The sequence below is a fragment of the Polynucleobacter sp. MWH-Svant-W18 genome, from assembly GCF_018687495.1.
Taxonomy (GTDB): Bacteria; Pseudomonadota; Gammaproteobacteria; order Burkholderiales; family Burkholderiaceae; genus Polynucleobacter.
In genome coordinates this window covers 528,340-548,620 of record NZ_CP061293.1, presented here as the reverse complement: position 1 = coordinate 548,620, position 20,281 = coordinate 528,340, and the positions used below count along the sequence as shown (strand labels likewise).

General features: G+C 46.1%; 20 protein-coding genes. 6 read left to right on the top strand and 14 right to left on the bottom strand.

Annotated elements, in window-relative coordinates:
* Nucleotides 1-8 precede the first annotated feature (8 nt).
* From C2757_RS02915 to C2757_RS02860, 12 genes are all read right to left on the bottom strand, one after another.
* Entirely contained in the window at nt 9-299 is a 291-nt protein-coding gene (locus C2757_RS02915) for a hypothetical protein (RefSeq protein ID WP_215375919.1), read from the bottom strand.
* Nucleotides 300-308: 9 nt separating this feature from the next.
* On the bottom strand, nt 309-1,364 hold the full coding sequence (locus C2757_RS02910; protein ID WP_215375917.1) for a formate dehydrogenase subunit gamma: 1,056 nt from the start codon (nt 1,362-1,364) through the stop codon (nt 309-311).
* A 43-nt stretch (nt 1,365-1,407) separates the two neighbouring features.
* Nucleotides 1,408-1,647, bottom strand: a complete 240-nt coding sequence (locus C2757_RS02905; RefSeq protein WP_215375915.1) for a hypothetical protein — start codon at nt 1,645-1,647, stop codon at nt 1,408-1,410.
* Nucleotides 1,647-2,303 (bottom strand): formate dehydrogenase FDH3 subunit beta, encoded by a 657-nt coding sequence (gene fdh3B, locus C2757_RS02900; RefSeq protein WP_215375912.1) that lies wholly within the window; start codon nt 2,301-2,303, stop codon nt 1,647-1,649. The genes C2757_RS02905 and fdh3B overlap by 1 nt, the downstream gene beginning before the upstream one ends.
* 27 nt (nt 2,304-2,330) lie before the next feature.
* The gene (locus C2757_RS02895) at nt 2,331-5,309 is read right to left on the bottom strand and encodes a formate dehydrogenase subunit alpha (RefSeq protein ID WP_215375910.1); all 2,979 of its coding nucleotides are present in this window, start codon (nt 5,307-5,309) and stop codon (nt 2,331-2,333) included.
* Between the two features lie 56 nt (nt 5,310-5,365).
* A complete protein-coding gene (locus C2757_RS02890) occupies nt 5,366-5,587 on the bottom strand; it encodes a twin-arginine translocation signal domain-containing protein (protein WP_215375907.1) in 222 nt (73 codons plus the stop codon).
* A gap of 114 nt (nt 5,588-5,701) precedes the next feature.
* Nucleotides 5,702-6,346, bottom strand: coding sequence for a molecular chaperone (locus C2757_RS02885; protein WP_215375904.1), 645 nt, complete (start codon nt 6,344-6,346; stop codon nt 5,702-5,704).
* Nucleotides 6,343-8,433, bottom strand: coding sequence for a 4Fe-4S binding protein (locus C2757_RS02880; protein ID WP_215375902.1), 2,091 nt, complete (start codon nt 8,431-8,433; stop codon nt 6,343-6,345). Before C2757_RS02880 ends, C2757_RS02885 begins: the two co-directional genes overlap by 4 nt.
* A gap of 11 nt (nt 8,434-8,444) precedes the next feature.
* Nucleotides 8,445-8,960, bottom strand: coding sequence for a DUF3306 domain-containing protein (locus C2757_RS02875; RefSeq protein WP_251366778.1), 516 nt, complete (start codon nt 8,958-8,960; stop codon nt 8,445-8,447).
* The gene (locus C2757_RS02870; protein ID WP_251366777.1) at nt 8,957-9,478 is read right to left on the bottom strand and encodes a DUF3305 domain-containing protein; all 522 of its coding nucleotides are present in this window, start codon (nt 9,476-9,478) and stop codon (nt 8,957-8,959) included. The genes C2757_RS02875 and C2757_RS02870 overlap by 4 nt, the downstream gene beginning before the upstream one ends.
* 32 nt (nt 9,479-9,510) lie before the next feature.
* Nucleotides 9,511-10,599, bottom strand: coding sequence for an iron-sulfur cluster carrier protein ApbC (gene apbC / locus C2757_RS02865; RefSeq protein WP_215375897.1), 1,089 nt, complete (start codon nt 10,597-10,599; stop codon nt 9,511-9,513).
* 116 nt (nt 10,600-10,715) lie between these two features.
* Nucleotides 10,716-10,910 carry a heavy-metal-associated domain-containing protein gene (locus C2757_RS02860; RefSeq protein WP_215375895.1) on the bottom strand — a complete coding sequence of 65 codons (195 nt, stop codon included), beginning with the start codon at nt 10,908-10,910 and terminating at the stop codon, nt 10,716-10,718.
* A 52-nt stretch (nt 10,911-10,962) separates the two neighbouring features.
* Between C2757_RS02860 and C2757_RS02855 the strand changes: the two genes are divergently transcribed.
* A complete protein-coding gene (locus tag C2757_RS02855; RefSeq protein ID WP_215375892.1) occupies nt 10,963-13,245 on the top strand; it encodes a cation-translocating P-type ATPase in 2,283 nt (760 codons plus the stop codon).
* A 12-nt stretch (nt 13,246-13,257) separates the two neighbouring features.
* On the opposite strand, the gene C2757_RS02850 is transcribed toward C2757_RS02855, so the two are convergent.
* Nucleotides 13,258-14,055, bottom strand: a complete 798-nt coding sequence (locus C2757_RS02850; protein ID WP_215375889.1) for a DUF3047 domain-containing protein — start codon at nt 14,053-14,055, stop codon at nt 13,258-13,260.
* Between the two features lie 47 nt (nt 14,056-14,102).
* On the opposite strand from C2757_RS02850, the gene C2757_RS02845 reads away from it, so the two are divergent.
* The 5 genes from C2757_RS02845 to C2757_RS02825 are packed head-to-tail and all read left to right on the top strand — an operon-like array spanning nt 14,103 to nt 19,642.
* Complete coding sequence (locus tag C2757_RS02845; protein ID WP_215375886.1) at nt 14,103-15,599, top strand: glycosyltransferase family 39 protein; 1,497 nt, start codon at nt 14,103-14,105, stop codon at nt 15,597-15,599.
* 49 nt (nt 15,600-15,648) lie between these two features.
* The gene (locus tag C2757_RS02840) at nt 15,649-16,692 is read left to right on the top strand and encodes a lysylphosphatidylglycerol synthase transmembrane domain-containing protein (RefSeq protein WP_215375883.1); all 1,044 of its coding nucleotides are present in this window, start codon (nt 15,649-15,651) and stop codon (nt 16,690-16,692) included.
* Nucleotides 16,693-16,709: 17 nt separating this feature from the next.
* Nucleotides 16,710-17,969: a glycosyltransferase family 9 protein gene (locus tag C2757_RS02835; protein ID WP_215375881.1), complete on the top strand. Its 1,260-nt coding sequence runs from the start codon at nt 16,710-16,712 to the stop codon at nt 17,967-17,969.
* A gap of 5 nt (nt 17,970-17,974) precedes the next feature.
* Nucleotides 17,975-18,766, top strand: coding sequence for a phosphatase PAP2 family protein (locus C2757_RS02830; RefSeq protein ID WP_215375878.1), 792 nt, complete (start codon nt 17,975-17,977; stop codon nt 18,764-18,766).
* A gap of 6 nt (nt 18,767-18,772) precedes the next feature.
* On the top strand, nt 18,773-19,642 hold the full coding sequence (locus C2757_RS02825) for a 23S rRNA (adenine(2030)-N(6))-methyltransferase RlmJ (RefSeq protein WP_215375875.1): 870 nt from the start codon (nt 18,773-18,775) through the stop codon (nt 19,640-19,642).
* A gap of 11 nt (nt 19,643-19,653) precedes the next feature.
* Here C2757_RS02825 and C2757_RS02820 read toward each other — a convergent pair whose 3' ends face one another.
* Nucleotides 19,654-20,220, bottom strand: coding sequence for a heme-binding protein (locus tag C2757_RS02820; RefSeq protein ID WP_215375873.1), 567 nt, complete (start codon nt 20,218-20,220; stop codon nt 19,654-19,656).
* Nucleotides 20,221-20,281 lie beyond the last annotated feature (61 nt).

Sequence of the window (20,281 nt, the reverse complement as noted above, 5' to 3'; positions counted from 1 at the left end):
CTTCGCTATTACTTCGCAGCGGTTGGAGCTGCGGGTGCAGCTTGAGCAGCAGCAACTGGCGGTACAAATGGTGGCGGCGCAGTACAAGCGGCTGGAGCAGCCGTTCCGGGAACCCGATATTGATCGGCAACTTTATTTTGCGCTAAACATAACTTGTAGGCGCCCACTTTATCGCCATATGCCGTTTTGGCTTTTGCCAAATTAGCAGCTTCTTGCGCCTCAGAACTCAATGGCGGCAAGGTTGCGAAAACTGCGGCCGAAGCAAATGCGCAGAGTGTAAAAGCAATGATCTTTTTCATGGCTTGTCCTTATTTATTGAGTTTGTCGTACCAGAGCTCATGGTGCTCTTTAGCCCATGTTGCATCGACATAACCAGTCTTCATACCATCAATTGAGCCCTGCATACCAATCGTACCGATGTAGATATGGCCCATAGCCATCGTCGTCATCAGGATTGCAGCAGTGCTATGAATTACGTTCGCAATTTGCATCGTGCCACGTAAATATTCCATTTGCATAAACGGCACAATCATGTCGAGTACAAAGCCTGAAGCTGAAATTATCAAACCTAGGAAGGTCATACCAAACCAGAACCAGAACTTTTCACCCATATTGAAAAACCCAGCAGGCACATGCTTACCGCTAAGCATCCCACCAAAGGTTAGGAGCCAATTTAAATCGCCCTTTTCAGGAATATTTTTACCAGCAAAGAGTAAGAAGAAAATCACAATGCTCAAAGTAAATAGTGGGCCAGTGAAATTATGAATATTTTTGCAAACCATGAGGAATGAACCATAGGCGACACCACCCATGAGCGGCATCGCAAAGTATTTGCCGTACAAAATCATCAAGCCTGTAAACGCAAGGGCCAAGAAACTAAAAGCCATTGCCCAGTGAGTAAAGCGATCAAAGGCGCTAAAACGCTTCACTTTGATACCTGACAATGGCTCGTGCAACTTAATAGAACCTTTTAGGGTGTACATCGCAACAATGCCAAAGAAAGCAATTGCCAATAGCCAACCACCGTAAACAGTAATAATGCCGTTACGAATCACACGCCACTCTTGACCAGCGCGCTGAATCAAAACACCTGCCTGTTTATCTGGGATGCTCACATAGTTTTGTGGATCACTATTTGGTGCAATAAAGATGGAAGGATTGGCAGGCTGGGACTGAGCCTGAGTACCATTCGCTAAAGCGCTGGGATCGGCAGGCACTGATCTAGGAGGCACGTCTACTCCACTTGGGGAAGGTAGGGGTGCCATCGGCGCACGCTCAGCAAAGCTCATTCCACTAGCTAATGTGAGTGACAACCCAGCCGCCACTACCAAAGTGCGTAGAACTTTAGAGAATGATCGTTTCATACACATGTCCTTAAACGTTTTCGTTTTATTTATTATTGTTTAGTTAATTCTTAATACGACTGTATTCGTTCTGACCTTGATTGCGCTTATCAATCGATTCAGTCCAGCTTGCCTGATTTCCAGGCGTCCAATTTTTTGTCATAAAGCCATTGTTTGCGCCCATATAAGGAGCAACGTCAGGACGCTTGGCTTTTTTAGCTGCAATTTCTGGAGGCTCAGAGCACGCAGCCAACAAAGCGACTGCTGCAAAACATAAACCCAAGGTTTTGAAAGTCAGTTTCATTATTGAGCTCCTGGAATTTTTGCAGCAGGCGTTGGGGTCGGCGCTGGAGTATCAGGTCCGCCGTAAGCAGTATTCCAGCCAAATGCTTTGGAGCCAGGATACTTGCCGTTTTTCTCACGAGTAGCTACACGATTATTAAAGATGCTGGAAATAATATCGCTATCACCACCAATCAACGCCTTGGTTGAACACATCTCTGCGCACAAAGGTAACTTACCTTCTGCCAAACGGTTACGACCATACTTTTCGAACTCAGCAACGCTACCATTCTCTTCAGGGCCACCGCTACAGAATGTGCACTTATCCATTTTGCTACGTGAGCCAAATGCTCCTTTACTCTGGAACTGAGGCGCACCAAATGGGCAAGCTAAGGAGCAATAGCCACAACCGATACAAATATCTTTGTCATGCAGAACTACACCTTCATCGGTACGATAAAAGCAGTCTACTGGACATACGGCCATGCAAGGCGCATCTGTACAGTGCATGCAAGCTACTGAAACAGATTTTTCTTGACCAATGATGCCGTCATTTACCGTAACAACGCGGCGGCGGTTCACGCCCCAAGGCACTTCATTATCATTTTTACAAGCAGTGACACAGCCATTGCATTCAATGCATCGCTCTGTGTCGCAGATAAATTTCATTCTTGCCATTGTGTTCTCCTGACTTTATTTTTTAACTTAGGCAAATTTTTCGATTTGGCACATGGTGGTCTTGGTCTCTTGCATCATTGTGACCATGTCATAACCATAAGTAGTGGCCGTATTGACCGCCTCACCCTGTACTACTGGTGCAGCACCCTCTGGGTAGTACTTACGAATATCCTCACCCTGCCACCAACCAGCGAAGTGGAATGGCACAAAAGCAGTTCCTTGATCTACGCGTTCAGTCACCAATGCGCGCACTTTGATCTTGGCACCTGTAGGTGACTTCACCCAAACGTAATCCCAGTTCTTAATACCGCGATCTGCAGCCGCTTTAGGATTAATTTCGACAAAGTTTTCTTGTTGCAACTCAGCCAACCATGGGTTAGACCGGGTTTCGTCTCCACCACCCTCATACTCAACCAAACGACCTGAGGTCAAAATAATTGGGAACTTCTCATACAACTTGTTATTCAAGTTCTGATTTTGAACAGTCTTATACAGAGTTGGTAGACGCCAGAAATTTTTCTTGTCGTCAATGGTCGGGTACTTACGCATCATTGGTGCGTTGGTACTGTAAAGGGCTTCACGGTGAATTGGAATTGGATCAGGAAAGTTCCACACAATCGCACGCGCTTTAGCGTTACCAAAAGGATGACAACCATTTTTCATCACAACCCGCTGAATACCGCCAGACAAGTCAGTCTTCCAGTTTTTACCTTCAGCGAGTTTTTTCTCATCGTCAGTCAACTGATCCCACCAACCCAGCTTCTTCATAAATACATGATCAAACTCTGGGTAACCAGTAGTGATCGCAGCACCCTTAGAGCAAGAGCCGTCAGCAGCCAGCAAACTCACTCCGTCACGCTCAACACCAAAGTTGGCACGGAAGTTACCGCCGCCTTCCATGACACTCTTGCTCGTGTCATAGAGGTTTGGTGAACCAGGATGCTTAATTGCCGCTGTTCCATAGCAAGGCCAAGGCAATCCATAGTAGTCGCCTGTGGTGTCATAACCAGTTACTGGATCAACGCCTCCACGGGACTTCAGTGTCTTCGGATCGAATGTCGCAACCATTCTCATGTGCGCCTTCAAGCGCTCAGGAGTTTGACCGGTATAACCAATGGTCCAGCAAGAGCGATTAATCTCGCGCAAGATGTCTTCAATTTGTGGCTCTCTCCACTGCTTGCCAGCGAACTTAGAGCTCAACATCTTGTAATTCAAAGACAGCTCTTGGCCAAAACCAAGGCGGTCTGCAAACGCTTGCATGATCACATGGTCAGGGACAGATTCAAATAATGGATCGATGACTTTTTCGCGCCACTGCAACGAGCGGTTAGATGCGGTTGCTGTTCCACAAGTTTCAAACTGCGTAGCTGCGGGTAATAAATAAACGTTGCGATTCTTATTAACGGATTGACCTTCTGCTGGGGGCATCGCTGCCATTGCCGCAGTTGCACTTGGATATGGGTCTACAACCACTAAGAGATCCAACTTATCCATCGCACGCTTCATATCGAGGCCACGAGTTTGTGAGTTAGGCGCATGACCCCAGAAGAACAAACCTTTAACGTTAGTCTGCTGATCAATCATGTCGTTCTTTTCGAGGACAGCATCAACCCAACGAGATACTGTCGTACCAGATTTCTCCATCATGTCTGGTGCATAACGACCTTTAATCCACTCGTAGTCAACACCCCAAACTGTTGCAAAGTGTTTCCATGAACCCGCCGCTAAACCATAGTAACCAGGCAACGAGTCTGGGTTAGGACCAACGTCAGTCGCTCCTTGAACGTTATCGTGACCACGGAAAATATTCGTACCGCCGCCAGACTTACCAACGTTGCCCAAAGCCAGCTGCAAGATGCACGATGCACGAACCATGGCATTACCGATGGTGTGCTGGGTTTGACCCATACACCACACAACCGTGCTCGGACGATTCATGGCCATGGTTTTTGCTACTTGATAAACCTGTGCCTCTGGAACGCCGCAAGCCTCTTCAACAGCAGCAGGAGTCCACTTCTCCATGACTTCTTTGCGAATCTCTTCCATGCCATAAACACGGTCATTGATGTACTTCTTATCTTCCCAACCATTTTTAAAGATGTGATAAAGCACGCCAAACAAGAAAGGAATATCAGTTCCTGAGCGGATACGCACGTACTGGTCTGACTTCGCAGCAGTGCGGGTGTAACGTGGATCCACCACAATCACTTTGCAACCATTCTCTTTTGCATGCAATAACATCAACATGGAAACTGGGTGAGCTTCAGCAGCATTGGAGCCAATGTACAAAGCTGCCTTAGCATTCATCATGTCGTTATAGCTATTGGTCATCGCACCATAGCCCCAGGTGTTTGCTACACCGGCCACTGTAGTTGAGTGACAAATACGAGCCTGATGGTCTGTATTGTTTGTTCCAAAGAAAGAGACCCACTTACGGAGCAAGTAGGCCTGTTCATTGTTGTGTTTTGATGATCCGATAAAGAACATCGCATCCGGAGAGTATTTCTCTCGTATGCTCTTCATCTGAGCAGTAATTTCAGTGAGAGCTTGATCCCAAGAAATACGCTGGTACTTGCCATCGACCAACTTCATTGGGTAGCGCAAACGATAGTCTCCATGACCATGCTCACGCAAAGCAGCACCCTTGGCACAATGAGCGCCCATATTAATTGGAGAGTCGAACACCGGGTCTTGACGAACCCAAACACCATTCTCAACAGTGGCATCAACCGCGCAACCCACTGAACAGTGAGTACAAATCGATCGTTTAACTTCAATCTTGCCCTTGCCATCAAGCATTGCCTTGCTTGGCTCAGCCGATGCTTTTTGCACCAAACTTAATTGGCTAGCAGCAATACCTGCACCAACACCAACACCAGAACGCTTTAAGAACGTGCGACGGTCCATGGTAGGCACGGCAGCTTTTAAGCCGCGTGACAAACTACCAATCAGGCGTGTTGCGGAACGACTGCTTTGTGGGGTATTTGATTTACGAGTCAGACTCATATGTTGTCCCTGAGAAAGTTTTTTATCTATTTAGTTTTTTATCAATGTAGCAACAGTTAAATCATGGTGCTTTCGTAATATTTACGCATATGGGCTGTAATAGATTGCCCATCAGCCTTGCTCTTTACAGTGCTGCCAATCTCTTGAATCACAGCTTTACCAATGGAAGTTTGTGAAGCGACGGCAACAGCACCGACTGCGGCACCTGCGCCTACAAAAAACTTGCGGCGTGACGGCTTGTTCTCTTCGCTTAAAGCAGCTTTGGATTTAGTGCTCATGGCTTGCTCCTAATAAATTATTCTTGATCTTCGTCAAGTGTAATAGGAATTCGCACTTTTGACATATAGGTGTAACACTATGCAATTATCGATATTTAATATTGCGCCGCAACATTAAATCATGTCAAAACTTTGCCCTTCGATTGCCATGAATTCTCTTGTTAAAACGGCAATTGGGCGGTAGAGATGCATCTCTGGAATATCTTCAATTGCATTACAAAGATCGTCATACCAAGGGCGAATATGCTCATTGAAAAAAACCCTTTGGTTAGTAAGGTTTGATACCTCCACGTCATCTCCAGCAATGAGATAGCGCATCACTTCACACAAGGCTGAGATATGGTCTTCGGTCTCAGTCACTTCTTCTGAGGCCTCAAGACCAAATTCCTCAAGCGCCCTCCGAATATTGACTAATGGCCGCTCATTCAAGTGTCCTGCCATATAAAAAGATCCATTAAGCACCACATTCGGCTTACCCACACTAACGAAGTTGAGGTCGAATTCATCGTGCCAGGCTTTGGCGGGGTTATTTTTGGCCACCTCGACAAGATCCATCCAAGCTTTCGCCAAAGGAGCGCTGTCGGCTGCATCTTGCTGATCAGCAGTGGCAGCAATTTGATCTAGAAGCGTTTGATCTGGCGGCAAATGAAACAATCTGGCAATCAATCCATATAGATCTGCTCTTGCTAGATCCTCCGGCAAACCCACCTCACCCACTTCAGTTACTGAATTTTCTTTTGCATTAGTTGAGTCTGTCATGTTTCTTTCTTCACCATATCTACCACTCGACAATCACCACACATCTTGAGTCTATCCATCGCCGCCCCTGCAAAAGCACCATGAGCGCCTAGCTTAGCAAGCATCAGATCAATCATCTTTGAGGTCCCAAATGGTTTACCGCAACTAATGCAATGAAACGCTTGGGCCTCATTCAACACAGCCTTTTGTTTGCGTTGCTCTACTTTGCGTAAACGTGGATCTAAGGCTAAAGCCTGCTCAGGACAAGTTTGTACGCAGATGCCACATTGCACGCATTGCTTTTCAATAAAAGACAGGATCGGCTCATCAGGGTTATCCAAGAGTGCACCCTCAGGACAACTACTTACACAAGACATACATAAAGTGCAAGATTCCGCATTCATCGCGAGACCACCGAGCAATGAAGTTTTTGGAAGTGGCGCTCCTGCTTCTGGCAATGTTGTCTTAGCCTGTTTTTCTAGATGTTCCAAAACCGCTTCTAGAGCCTCCCGTTTTTGATCAGACAAGCCAAAGCTAGCTGGAGTACAAATCGCCTTCAAAGCACCTCGCTGGCGCAGTGAACCCATTGCATTTGAAACGGTTTGCAAGTCATCTACAGAATTTGCCATCACCAGATGAACCCGATCATCAAAGCCATAAGCCTGCAAGATGGCATTGGCTAATTGGGATTGCTCCTCCAGTGCCAAGCGGTAAGCCGGATCTTCATCGCCACTTAATAAGAGCACTACCTCAGAGAAGCCATAACTAAGTGCACCCAGCCATAAATCCAACCCTGTGGATGCGATGTGTTCAATGGCGTATGGAATCACAAATGCAGGCAAGCCTTCAAATTGCTTTGGCATGACATGCGCAGATCGGCCAAGGGCATCAATCATCTGAGTGCCCGCTGTCAAAGTATGCAAAAGTAAACTAGGTGCAGTGGTGAGGTGAAGTTTCTTGGCCTCAGCACTAAATACACTGGCTAGGTTTTTTAACTCTTTACCTTGATGCGATACGCTGGGGTAGTTATAGCGCATCGCTCCTGATGGACAAACGGTTGCGCATGCCCCACAACCCATACACAGGTTGGGATTGACCTCAACACTACCTTGACCGTTCTTAAATATTGAAGCAATAGCACCAGTAGAGCAAACATCAATACAAGCGCTGCAACCCACTTTACCGTTACGGCCATGAGCACAGATCTTGTCCTGATAAATAAAATATTTTGGCTTCTCAAATTCGCCAACCATCTCTACCAATTGATTTACTAGTAAAGCCTGCTCAAGCGGATCATTACCTGGAGCAAAATACCCCTTTGGAGTCTGACTCATGCGCATTTTGGGGTTTGTACGCAAATCGAGTATCAAATCAAATTCAGCATCACGTGCCCGTTCAGTACGCTCAAAAGAAATAGCGCCAATACTTGCACATGCTGTGACACAAGCGCGGTGAGACTGGCATTTATCAAGGTCGATTTGATAAGAAAGATTGATTGCATTTTCTGGGCACGCCACCACGCATGCGCCACAACGAGTACACATCTCTGGATCGATGGGATTTTGTAAATCCCAAGCAACTAGGAAATTCCCAAGATAACCATCTAACTTTGTCACCTCGCCGCTATAAATCGGATAGCTTCGCGCCAAAGGAAGGTCCCCAGGCTCTGTGCATAAAACCGATACATCTAAGGATTGGCTCAGCTTTTCTGCCCAAGGCAGAGCTTGAGAGCCTGCCCCAATAATGAGTAACCTACCCTGGCTTTCATAATTCACTACAGGTACGGGTTCAGCCTCAGCCATATCGGCTAAAGCAAGTAAAGCAGCTATCTTCGGTCCTGAAGATTTCGCTTCTTGAGTCCAACCGGCTACCTCACGAATGTTGACAAAACGTAAGGGTGCTACCAATGGTTTCTCTGATTGTTCTGCCAACTCAGTAAATAAAGCACCTTCTTGTGTACAGGCGACAACAATAGAATCCGCGCCATCTAGTGCTTTTAAAAATGAGCCGACCTCTTGCCTACACAAAGATTGGTGTACTGGAACACCCAAAGCCTTTTGATCTAGAGGCATAGTGCCATTGCAGTTACAAACTAATTTTTGACTCATTGAAGATCTTCTTATGTGTTTTTCTTGTGTACTGGCTCAGCTTGTGCAGCGTCAGGCTCTACAGTTGGAGTGGATGTTAAATCAGTTTGATCTTGGGAAGTCAGGTGCTGAGTACTTTTCTGCCCTTCAGACTTTGAGGGCTCAGCCTGCTTCTGAAAGAGCTTGAGCATATCACTTTGCGCCATTCTCTCTAGCATTCCCGGAGGCAAAGGATCTGGTTTGGAATAGTCGTCAATATAGATATCTAAACCATCCATGATGTTGAAGTGTGGATCTGTAAACATTTTCTTAAGGGCTGCCTGCTGTACCGCCGGATCAACATTAGGCTGCATAAATGCGGAGAAGTCGGGAGCAAAACGATCAATCTTTTCCACATCCTCGAGCGTTGCAAGTGGGGGCGCTTCTTCCTCTTCGGCCGGAGGGACTGACTTCTCAGCAAGCTCTTTGGCTGGCTGCATAGGCTCGTCCGCTTTATCTGCTTGAACTTTGCGGCGCGACCAACGACTGAGAAAGCCATCTGCCATCATTCCTCCACTGGCCGTTCTGCGCCTTTGAATGAGGCTGGTTTATGACGCTTCTTGGGTTCAGGTCGATAGTGCTCATTGACATACTCTTGTAGCCAAGAAGCATGTTCATCACTCATCGCGATCGTATCTACAGATTCACCACCATCAAGCAAGCGAGCAGCTTCGTTATAGCTCACGCAAATGCGATGCGGTACTGCAATAGTGTTTTCCTCTTGAGCAACTGAGAGTGATTGCGGGTCAATATAGCGGGCGATATCTTCCTCTAGGCGCCACATCACGAACCAGCAAGGAGTGGTTGCGGAAACGTTGAGGTAATAGCCCTCAGCTTCATCAAGAAAAAGATTTAGCTCAAATCCAGTAAATAACCAAGATTCACCATCTTTGTCACGCCCCAGAAATTGACCAGAGATCGCATTGCTAGAATTATCCTGAGAATGAAATTGACCAAAATCAGGCAATACCTCCTGCGGAACCCAGCGATGTGACACCCATGGGTTATCCAAATTTTGCTTACGCATGATTACTGCAAAGCGCATAACGGCTCAGGACCTCAGGTATTTTGAACCACGATACTCGGGAATTTGCTGCTCATATCTTTCGATAGAGTAGCAATCCGAATAGCGACTTGTCTAGCAATGTTTTTATAAATACCGCTGATTGCTCCATCAGGGTCCGCTACTAAAGTCGGACGTCCAGCATCAGCTTGCTCACGAATGGACAGATTGAGTGGCAATGCGCCCAAGAAATCAACCTCATACTCTTGACACATTTTTTCACCGCCACCACTGCCAAAGATATGTTCTTCATGGCCGCACTGCGTACAAACATAAGTGCTCATGTTTTCAATAATGCCAACGATGGGTACTCCAACTTTTTCAAACATCTTTAGGCCCTTGCGCGCATCGAGCAAAGCAATATCTTGCGGAGTGGTAACAATGACTGCACCCGTGACAGGAACTTTTTGCGAAAGCGTGAGTTGAATATCACCAGTGCCTGGTGGCATATCGACAATTAAATAATCTAAATCGCGCCAGCGGGTTTGGCGAAGTAACTGCTCTAAAGCTGAGGTAACCATAGGGCCACGCCATACCATCGGTGCATCATCCTCAATCAAGAAACCGATTGAACTGGCTTGCAGGCCATGACCTTCCATTGGTTCGATAGTATTTTCTTCAACAGACTCTGGTCTGCCAGTAATGCCCAGCATCATCGGCTGACTTGGGCCATAAATGTCTGCATCCAAGATGCCAACTTGAGCGCCCTCAGCGGAGAGCGCCAAAGCCAAGTTCACTGCAGTAGTGGATTTACCAACACCACCTTTGCCACTAGCCACAGCAATAATATTCTTCACGCCTGGCAAAAGCTTTACGCCACGTTGCACAGCATGCGCCAAGATTTGACTGCTGACATTAACGCTGACATTTTTTACGCCAGGTAATTCACGGACGGCGTTAATGACAGACTTACGAATAGCATCAAACTGACTTTTGGCTGGATATCCTAAAACAATATCTAAAGAGATGTCGCCATCATCCACACGTAAATTTTTTAGGTTTTTAGCGCTTACAAAGTCGACCTGAGTATTTGGATCAACCAAGCCTTTGATGGCACCTTGCACAGCTTCTACAGTAACGGACACTACCTTCTCCTTTGATACGCAAATCCAGGAGCGATCCCGGAACTGCTGAGTCTATTTTTATTGAATACCGCTTAGATTAACCGCACCCACGAAAAATTGCTGAGGCGGACTAGGATTTACTGGGAAACCGGGAAACCCGCTTCAGTGATCAATTCGCTAGCCTGTGCAGATGATAGGGATGTCTCCAAATTTACGATTTGAGATACCAAATCTGCTTGAACCTGAGCCCGTGGATCTTGAGCCTGAATTGCCCTAGTAATTGCGTTGATGCACCCACCGCAGGTCATGCCAGACACTTTTAAACTCAACATATAAGCCCTTTTGTAGTAAATGTAGGTCAATGCAGTAGATTATCTTCTATATATGAGTATCCCAAAAGAGCACTCCTCAGACTTATTCACCCTAGACATTGGCGGAATGACTTGTGCCTCTTGTGTCGGTCGCGTTGAAAAAGCCCTCAGCAAAATTTCCGGAGTAGAGGCGGCGAGTGTCAATCTGGCTACCGAACAAGCTAGAGTTCGCCTGAATACATCCTCTTTGAGCAAAATCGAGGATGTTATCGCTGCGGTGAAAAAAACAGGTTATGAGGCACATTTAAGCTCTCCCCATCAAAGTGCACAAATAAAACCTGCACAAAATTTTTGGGGTAGCGATGGTCTCGGCAGAGTATTACTCAGCTTTGCCTTGTCGACCCCATTATTTTTACCTATGCTTCTCATGCCATTTGGCATTCATTGGTCACTCTCTCCAAAATGGCAACTTCTATTGGCAAGTCCAGTGCAATTCTTTTTAGGTTGGCGCTTTTATAAGTCTGGCTTTAAAGCGCTTCTGTCCGGTGTGGGCAATATGGATTTACTAGTTGCGCTAGGCACCAGCGCCGCTTATGGTTTGAGCGTATATGAAATGATCGCCAATCCCCTTACCAGCCATGAGTTGTATTTTGAAGGCTCTGCGGTGATCATTTGCATGGTTCTTCTAGGAAAGTGGTTAGAGGCCAGAGCAAAGCAGCAAACCAGTGAAGCAATTAGTGCATTACAAAAGCTATGGCCAGAACATGCCAAGGTGCTTCACCCGGAACTTGTTATTCAAGATGGAGTGGCCCTAGATCAATATCGCGATCTGCCCTTAGAACATGTATTTCCTCAAGATCGTATTTTGGTTTTACCAGGAGAGCGCATTCCTGTGGATGGCTTAATCCTTTTAGGCAGTAGTCACGTGGATGAATCTTTGCTTACTGGAGAAAGTATTCCACTTAAAAAATTGATCAACGACAAAGTAATAGGCGGCTCTTTAAACGGTGAAGGTGTATTAGTTATTGAGGCACAAGCTGTTGGCGTAGAGAGTGTTCTCTCAAAAATCATTTCTTTAGTTGAAGACACGCAAACCCAAAAAGCGCCAATCCAAAAGTTGGTAGATCAGGTAAGCGCTATTTTTGTTCCGAGCGTACTTGTTATTGCCCTGATCACCGGAATTACAAACTGGCTGTATTGGGATTCAGCGGCGATTGGGATCTTACGCGCAGTATCAGTCCTAGTGATTGCCTGCCCTTGTGCTCTGGGTTTGGCAACGCCTGCTGCCATCATGGCAGGTACTGGAGTTGCGGCACGCTTTGGTATCTTGATTAAAGATCCTCAGGTATTAGAGCTAGCGCATCGCTTAAATATTGTGGCCTTTGATAAGACCGGCACACTCACCATTGGCAAGCCACACTTACTCGAGCTTATTCCGCTTGATCAGATGATGAATAGCGCCGCTCGAGATGCCATTTTGGCCAGTGCAGCGGGCTTGCAGATGGGTAGCGAGCACCCATTAGCAAAGGCCTTATTGGATACGGCCAAACAAAAAGGGGTTACCCCAATTTCACCTACTGAAAGCAAAGCAATTTCGGGCGTAGGCATCTGTGGCAAACCCAGCTCAGGACCCTGGGTTGGTCAAAACTTATGTCTACAAAGTCTTGCTTCTTTGGAATCTAATCCACACTACAAACTGATATTAGCTAAAGCGCAGTCCTGTCTTGAGAATGGACAAACCGTTTCTATTTTGATGAACGAACTCACTTCGTCACCAATTGCTATTTTGGGTTTTGGTGATGAACTCAAAAATCATGCTCAAGCTGCAATTACTTCTTTAAAACAAATGCAGATCCGTACAGTCATGATCTCGGGAGATAACACTGCTGCTGCAAATCGTGTAGGTCAATCCATTGGAATCAATGAAGTCTTTGCGCAGATCCTACCTAGCAACAAAGCTGACATCATTCGCAAATTGCAATCTTCTGGGATTGATGGAAAGCAAGCATGGGTAGCCATGATTGGCGATGGAATTAATGATGCTCCTGCTCTAGTTGCAGCTGATGTGGGAATGGCAATGTCTACTGGGACTGACGTAGCTATGCAAGCAGCTGGCATCACCTTGATGCGCGGTGATCCTACCTTAGTTGCAGATGCGATTGATATCTCTAAGAGAACTTGGAAAAAGATTCAGCAGAACTTATTCTGGGCATTTATCTTCAATGCAACCGGGATACCTTTAGCCGCTTTAGGCTATCTCTCTCCAATGCTTGCTGGAAGCGCAATGGCCCTCTCAAGCTTTTGTGTACTCAGCAATGCCTTATTGCTTAAGCGCTGGCATCCTACTCAACGTTAGACTTTGATGTGCTTATTTTGAGTTTTTACGGACCAGCTCTATATCACCATAAAAAGCACGGGTCTCTGATTTGGTATTGTCGGTATCAGTGAGTAATGCAATACCAATTACTTCGCCAGGTGCTTCACCATAAGCGCGCTTGTAATCAGCTGCCAGATCGCGTTGATGCTGATGCCATTGGCCCAGGCCATCCCAACCCGAGTCGACCACAATCATCTTGATGCGGCTGGTATGTGCATTGGTGATGATGGTATCAACTGGGGTTTTACCAGACCAGATATACATCAGGGTTGCGTATGGCATTTCTTGACCACTAATTAAATTGGCCATCTCAAAGTTCAGACGCTCTTTAAGTGAGAGCTTCGATTTGTTTCCATCAAAAGCCACTAAGATTCTCAAAGGCGCATCGTCACTTGGACCATCAGCATTGTCTGCATTAGGAATTGCATTGGTTGCTTTCCACTCCCATTGCAGCCATAAATTGCTTGCTGAACGTGGCCGCAGCTTTACCGCCAATCCAGAGGCAGATGTTTTAGAGTTAGCACTCAAGACCGTTCTGCCTTGATAGTTCTCCAGACGATAGACAGTATTCTTTTTGTAGGGGGCTATTCGGTAAAAATTCCAACCGTTTGGCATCCCTTCGCGGGCCGTCTCAGCAGAAAATTTAGGCAGCTCTTCCTGGGCCGGCAACTGATTGATATTCAATGCCTGACCTGACTCATCTTGAACGGAGCTCCCTCCAGGGCCTGCACAGCCAAGCAAGGTCGCGATAAGATAAGTCAAGAAGAGATAACAAAGGGATTTCAGCATGACTCAATTGTCCCAAAGAATCGTCCAAGTAAGTCTAAAATCCAAGCATGCGCCATCAATCACCTACAAGCTGGGCTGCAATCTGCATCTGTTTAGCAGCGATTGTGCATTTTGGCTTAGGGTTTTCGATTGAATTCTCAGTCGACGAAGCGCACTATGCCCTGTATGCCGAACATCTGGCATGGAGTTATTTTGATCACCCACCCCTAGTCGGATGGATTCAGTGGCCATTAGTAGTTCTCACCTCAACAGAGGGCCTCATCCGTATTATTCCCGAGCTACTCTGGATCATCTCCTGTTTATTGGTTTTTCAAGTCACACTGGAAATTCACCACTTTATTCAGGGGCGTAATTCGGGATACCTCACCAGCGCACTCCCATCAGCCAATACTTGTGGACTAATGGCAGTGCTTGCAATCATCGCTGCGCCAATGCCACATGTTCTAGCAATTGGTCTATTACCCGATACCTTGCTTGCACCCCTGAGTCTTGGTCTCATGTATATGGCGCTGCGTTGGTTGATTCAAGACCACTTCACTATCGGAGACTGGCTATTGACTGGTGCTTTATTGGGCTTGGCAGGCTTAAGTAAATACACCGCCATCTTTACTGCTTTTGCTCTATTGCTTGTCTTTATTAGTGCCCGCAGAAAACCTTGGATAGGAAGACTTGGGTTGTGGTTGGCAATCCTGCTGGCACTATTGTTTATTGCTCCGGTGCTGTACTGGAACTGGGTCAATGATTGGATTTCATTTAAATACCAAATTGCCCATGGAAGTGGTGGTACTTGGTTATGGCGTCGATTGGCAGCTTTCCTTGGCATTCAGATTATTGCTTTCGGCCCACTATTGATCGTAGGCAGCTACCTCTTTCTCAAAGATTGCATGCACGCAACAAAACTTTCTTTGCTGTCATTGCTGGGATTCTTTTTTATTCCCTTTGTGGTCTTTGCGAGTCTTTCTGGTGGTGGTGGCTTACCTCACTGGACAACACCAGCATGGTTTTGTCTAGCGCCCTTTGCCGGAATTGGTTTAGCTAAAGCATGGTCGGTGCAACACCGAAAAATCATTCGAGCTCTATTCATCTTTCAGATTGCACTATGCCTCATTGGCTTTGGATTTGTTTTGTCTGGTGGCATTTCCTCAACTGTCGTCAAAGCAAATCCTATTGCAGATTTGTATGGCTGGAAAATTGCCGGAAAAAAAGCTGCCAACTTAGTAGAAGCGAATAAAGCTGAGGGCATTGCCGTGCAGAATTGGACGCTCGGAAGTCGAGCTGCTTGGTATGCAAAACCTACGCCAGTATTTGTATTAGATGAAAGAAAAGATCAATTCGACCTCTGGTTCGGGGAGTTACCAAAGGGGGCAAATATCCTCTTAATCAACTGGTCTGGGATGGCCTTCCCACCCCCTGTTGGTAATCAGTCAGCCTTTGAGCGTTGCGAACCTTTAGAGGCCTTAGAAATCGAGCGCTTTGGCCAGGTATTGTCAAAATTTGACTTTAGCCTTTGTAGTAACTGGCAGGGACCCCCGGCGAGCAAGTAATTAGCGTAAATTCAGGACCTTAGGCGCCCAAACCATTATCCTTACGCCTATGAGTTCATCAGCCAATACCACCCCCAAAACCCCTTCCGGGTGGAAATCAATTCTGAAACGTGCATGGCCAACCATCCGCATTCTGTTATCGATTGCCCTACTCTGGAAGGCAACTAGTGGAATTGATTGGCATACCCTGCTCCATTCAGAAATCAAGATGGAGCCAGCTTGGTTAATTGCTGCTGCAGTAGCAATCTGCTGCGCTTTTATTTGTGGTGGTCTTCGCTGGGGATTTTTAATGCGCAGTGTTGGCTTTCACGGAAGTCTAAAAAGTTATGTCGCTCTGTATTTTGCAGGCGGACTTATTAACCAAGGTTTGCCAAGTACTCTAGGGGGCGATAGTTATCGCGCAATCACAGCTACCCACTTTACGAATAGCGATAAGCTCGCCGAAACAAAAGCGTTAGATGAAGAATTGCATCATTCAGTAGATTTGGGGCATGCAACACCTAAACTACGCTTGAGTTTTGCAATGACGCTAGTAGACAGACTTCTTGGCCTGGCTGGAAATAATCTACTTGGTGGTTTAGGCCTGATTCTTGGAGGCGCTACTTTAGCCGCCTGGGGTCAAGATTTAGGTTATGCAGTCATGGCTGTCATGCTCTTCGCTGGAGTGATCATTGCCTTAGTATTAGCATGGACTCCTAGCCGACAATTGCTACAAAAACTTTTAGACCGATTACATATGAACAAAGCCATGCCAGGAATTCAGTTGGCATTTTCATGGCCAATGAATATTGCTCAGGCCCTGTTTGGAATTGGCATCCACAGTTTCATTATTCTGGCATTTAGTTTTTGTCTCAGAGCCTATGGTGCGGAAGCACCTATCTCCAGCTTAATGATTGGCCTACCAGCACTCAGCCTACTTCTGATGTTACCTATTAGTATTTCTGGCTGGGGATTACGTGAGGCCACCCTCTCTTCAGTGCTAGCCTTATGGGGCGTCAATCCTTCCCTCACTGTAATTGCATCCATTAGTTATGGCGCCATCACTGTTTTATCGGTATTACCTGGCGCATACTTTTTACTAAAACGAAAATAATTCTTCAGAATAAAAATATGACTATTAGCGTCAATACCATGCGTGCCATTGATCATTGGGTCGGCGTACCGCTTTGTGCGATCGCCACTCCGCTGGTAGCGCTCATGGATAGCGCCCGGAATCTTTTGAGTCGTGAGCCTCAGGCCCCCAAAAAACTACTGTTTATTGAGCTCTCAGAAATGGGAAGTGCTATTTTGGTTGATCCTGCGATGCGTAATGCCCAAGCGCGTGGAGCTGAACTCTTCTTTTTGATCTTCAAAAGCAATCGCGCGAGTCTGACTTTATTAAATACTGTTAAACCTGAGAATATTTTCACAATTGATTCATCTAGCTTAGGTGGCTTGATTAAAGATACTCTCCGCTTTCTAATCGTTGCCCGCCGTCATCGCATTGACACTGTGATTGATTTGGAGTTGTTCTCCCGATTTACCGCTTTACTCACTGGCTTATGCGGTGCAAGACGTCGCGTGGGATACCATATCTTTCACGGTGAGGGTTTATGGCGTGGTTGCATGCTCACTCGCAAAGTACATTACAACCCACACATCCATATCACTAAGAACTTTTTGTCGTTAATTCATGCGGCATTTGCTGACAAGATTGAAGTGCCATTCAGCAAAATTCAGATTCCGGATTCTGAAGTACGTTTAGAGCAAGCTGTGATTAATCCAGTAGCACTAGAAAAGGTTCGTGAGCGGATTGAGAAATTGGCCAAAGAGGCTGGCATTGAATATGTTTATGGCAAGCATCGCTTAATTTTGATTAATCCCAATGCTAGCGATCTATTGCCACAACGGCGCTGGGCGCAGCAGCGTTTCTCGGAGTTAATTCAAGGCGTTCATCAGCAATATCCGCATGATCTGATATTGATCACTGGCTCCCCTGCTGAATTGGCTTACGTTGAAAAGGTACGCGTGGTTGCCAATGTCAAAAATGCATTGAACTTTGCAGGACAAGTAAGCTTTGCAGAATTGCCCCCGCTTTACACCCTTTCTGATGTGATGGTCACCAATGATTCTGGTCCGGGTCACTTCTCAGCTGTTACAGCACTAAGAACAGTGGTCCTCTTTGGCCCAGAAACACCAGCCCTGTATGGCTCAATTGGTAACTCGATTGCAATCACTGCGAACTTGGCCTGTTCACCCTGCGTCAGTGCAGCCAATCATCGCAAAACCCCCTGTCACGATAATGTTTGCATGCAAGCAATTAGCGTGACTCAAGTTTTGGAGAAGGTGAATATTCAACTACAAGCGGCCGATCAGGCAAAAGGTCGTTAAACCGAATGCGCAATCGGGTCGTTTCTGTATATGCTTGGTTGATTCCGCTACTGCCATTGGCGCTTGCCTTGGCAATCTATTTGGGTGAGTTTCAGAGCGTCACTTTTCTATTTATCAACCACTACACCCAGTTTCTACCTGATACTCTGTGGGCATGGTTCACCTTTTTGGGTAATGGTTGGGGCACATTTGCCATTGCATTCCCATTGATATTGTTAGCGCCTCGCGCTTTAACAGCAGGTATCATTGCTGGCGCAATTTCTGCACTTGCAAGTACTTCGCTTAAAAACTTTTTTGATTTGCCAAGGCCTGCAGGAGTATTGCTAGATGGGAGTTTCCATCGCCTGGGTGAACCCCTGCTCCAAAAAGCCTTTCCATCAGGCCACACTCTCACAGCCTTTGCTATCGCTACTGCTCTGTATTTTTCTTGCGAAAAAGATAAGCGCAGACCGATGCTGATTTTATTTGTGATTGCAGCTTTAGTTGGTCTATCGCGCAATGCAGTGGGAGCACACTGGCTTACTGATGTGCTTGGTGGTGCAGGATTTGGTATGTGGTGCGGAATGCTTGGAGCAATTCTGACTAATTTAATACCCAACCGATACTTATTATTTAATGGGTTATGGCTTCGCCTAGTTGCCATAGGCGGTGTAGTTGCAATTTATGCGCATCTGACACAAATCATGGATCATGAATTAAATCTACCATTGCAATACGCATCGGTAGTCATTTTGCTCATCACGCTAGCCCTATTCATTAAAGCGCAATTGAATTTCACTTCCCCAAAGTCAAAGTAATTCAATATGTTTAGTTATCGACATGCTTTTCATGCTGGCAGTCATGCAGACATACTGAAGCATCTGACCCTAATTCATCTAGTTGAGTACCTACAAGAAAAGCCTGGCGCACTCACCATTGTCGATACTCATGCTGGTGCTGGCGTATATAGCCTGAAGGATGGTTTTGCAGCGGTAAGCAAGGAAGCTGAAGGTGGAATTATTCGACTCCTCAAGTTCATTAAAGATGGCAACTCTATTCCTGAGGGTGTTCAGAGATATCTCGACCTCATTCAAGCAGAAAGCAGCGGGAATGCACTTGATACCTATCCAGGGTCCCCTTTTATTTTGGCGCGCCTACTTAGGCCGCAAGACAGACTCAAGCTGTTTGAACTACACCCAAAAGAAATTGATATTCTGCGTCACAATATTGGCCAACTAAAACAAGCCAAACAGATTGATGTTTATGCTGAAGATAGCTTTGCAAGACTTAAAGGTCTATTGCCGCCTCCCAGCAGACGCGGCTTGGTCTTGATTGATCCGTCTTATGAAGACAAACAAGACTATCGGTATCTCGAAACAGCGATGGAAGAAGCTCTGCAACGTTTTGCTACCGGTTGTTATGCTATTTGGTATCCGATTCTTTCCAGAAGAGAGTCGGCTGCGCTACCAGATCGTCTCAAAAAGATTGCAAGCAGCCATAAACGCTCATGGCTTCATACTGAATTACGGGTTGAAAATGCACCTGGTGAAAGGCGGCTACAAGCCAGTGGTATGTTCATTATTAACCCGCCGTGGACTCTAGAAAAACAATTAGCAGAAGCGCTACCCGTCTTGACTAAGGCCTTAGGTATCGGTGGTGGGGCTCAGTTCTTACTGAAGAGTTTTGAAGCTTAGAGCTGCTCATTTTAGTCACGAACATCAATCATGATCTCGTTACGACGCAGAAATGGCAAAGTCCAGGGCGGATTGTAGCGAGCAAATTTGGGCGCACTTATCGGCTGGAGATTTCTAGTTTTCATCCATTGCTCAAGCTCTAGAGTTCTTTCAGCGACCTTGTTCTCGTTGTAAAAACCAGAAAAATTGATTACAGCACGCTTTACTGCAGGTATCTGACGAATCTGAACCTTCGGGTTTAGCGGTTTTGGCAAACTTTCCATGGTGTACTCAGAAGGCATGACAAATGAAACAGTCCATTTCCCAGAATTGGCTTCGATATTGACTGGCGCAGTCATAGCAATCTTGGCGCTTTTAGGTAATTGCTCTTCAACCGCTACTGGTGCAGTCATCGCAATTTTCTCGCTGACCTGATTCTGCCCAAAAATATAGGCTGCAATTAACCGAAAGCCCTGACTTGAGGCTTCATCTAAGTCGCCCTCGACCTGAACCTCGGCCAAGATCATTGGTGCATAAGATCTCAGCTCAAATGGGGCTGTTTTTTCCAAAACAGTAAATTGCGGCTCTTCAATTGCCATCACAGCTCCTGCAAATAGAATCACAATCAGAAATAGTGTACCTCTGATCAAGGGGCGCATA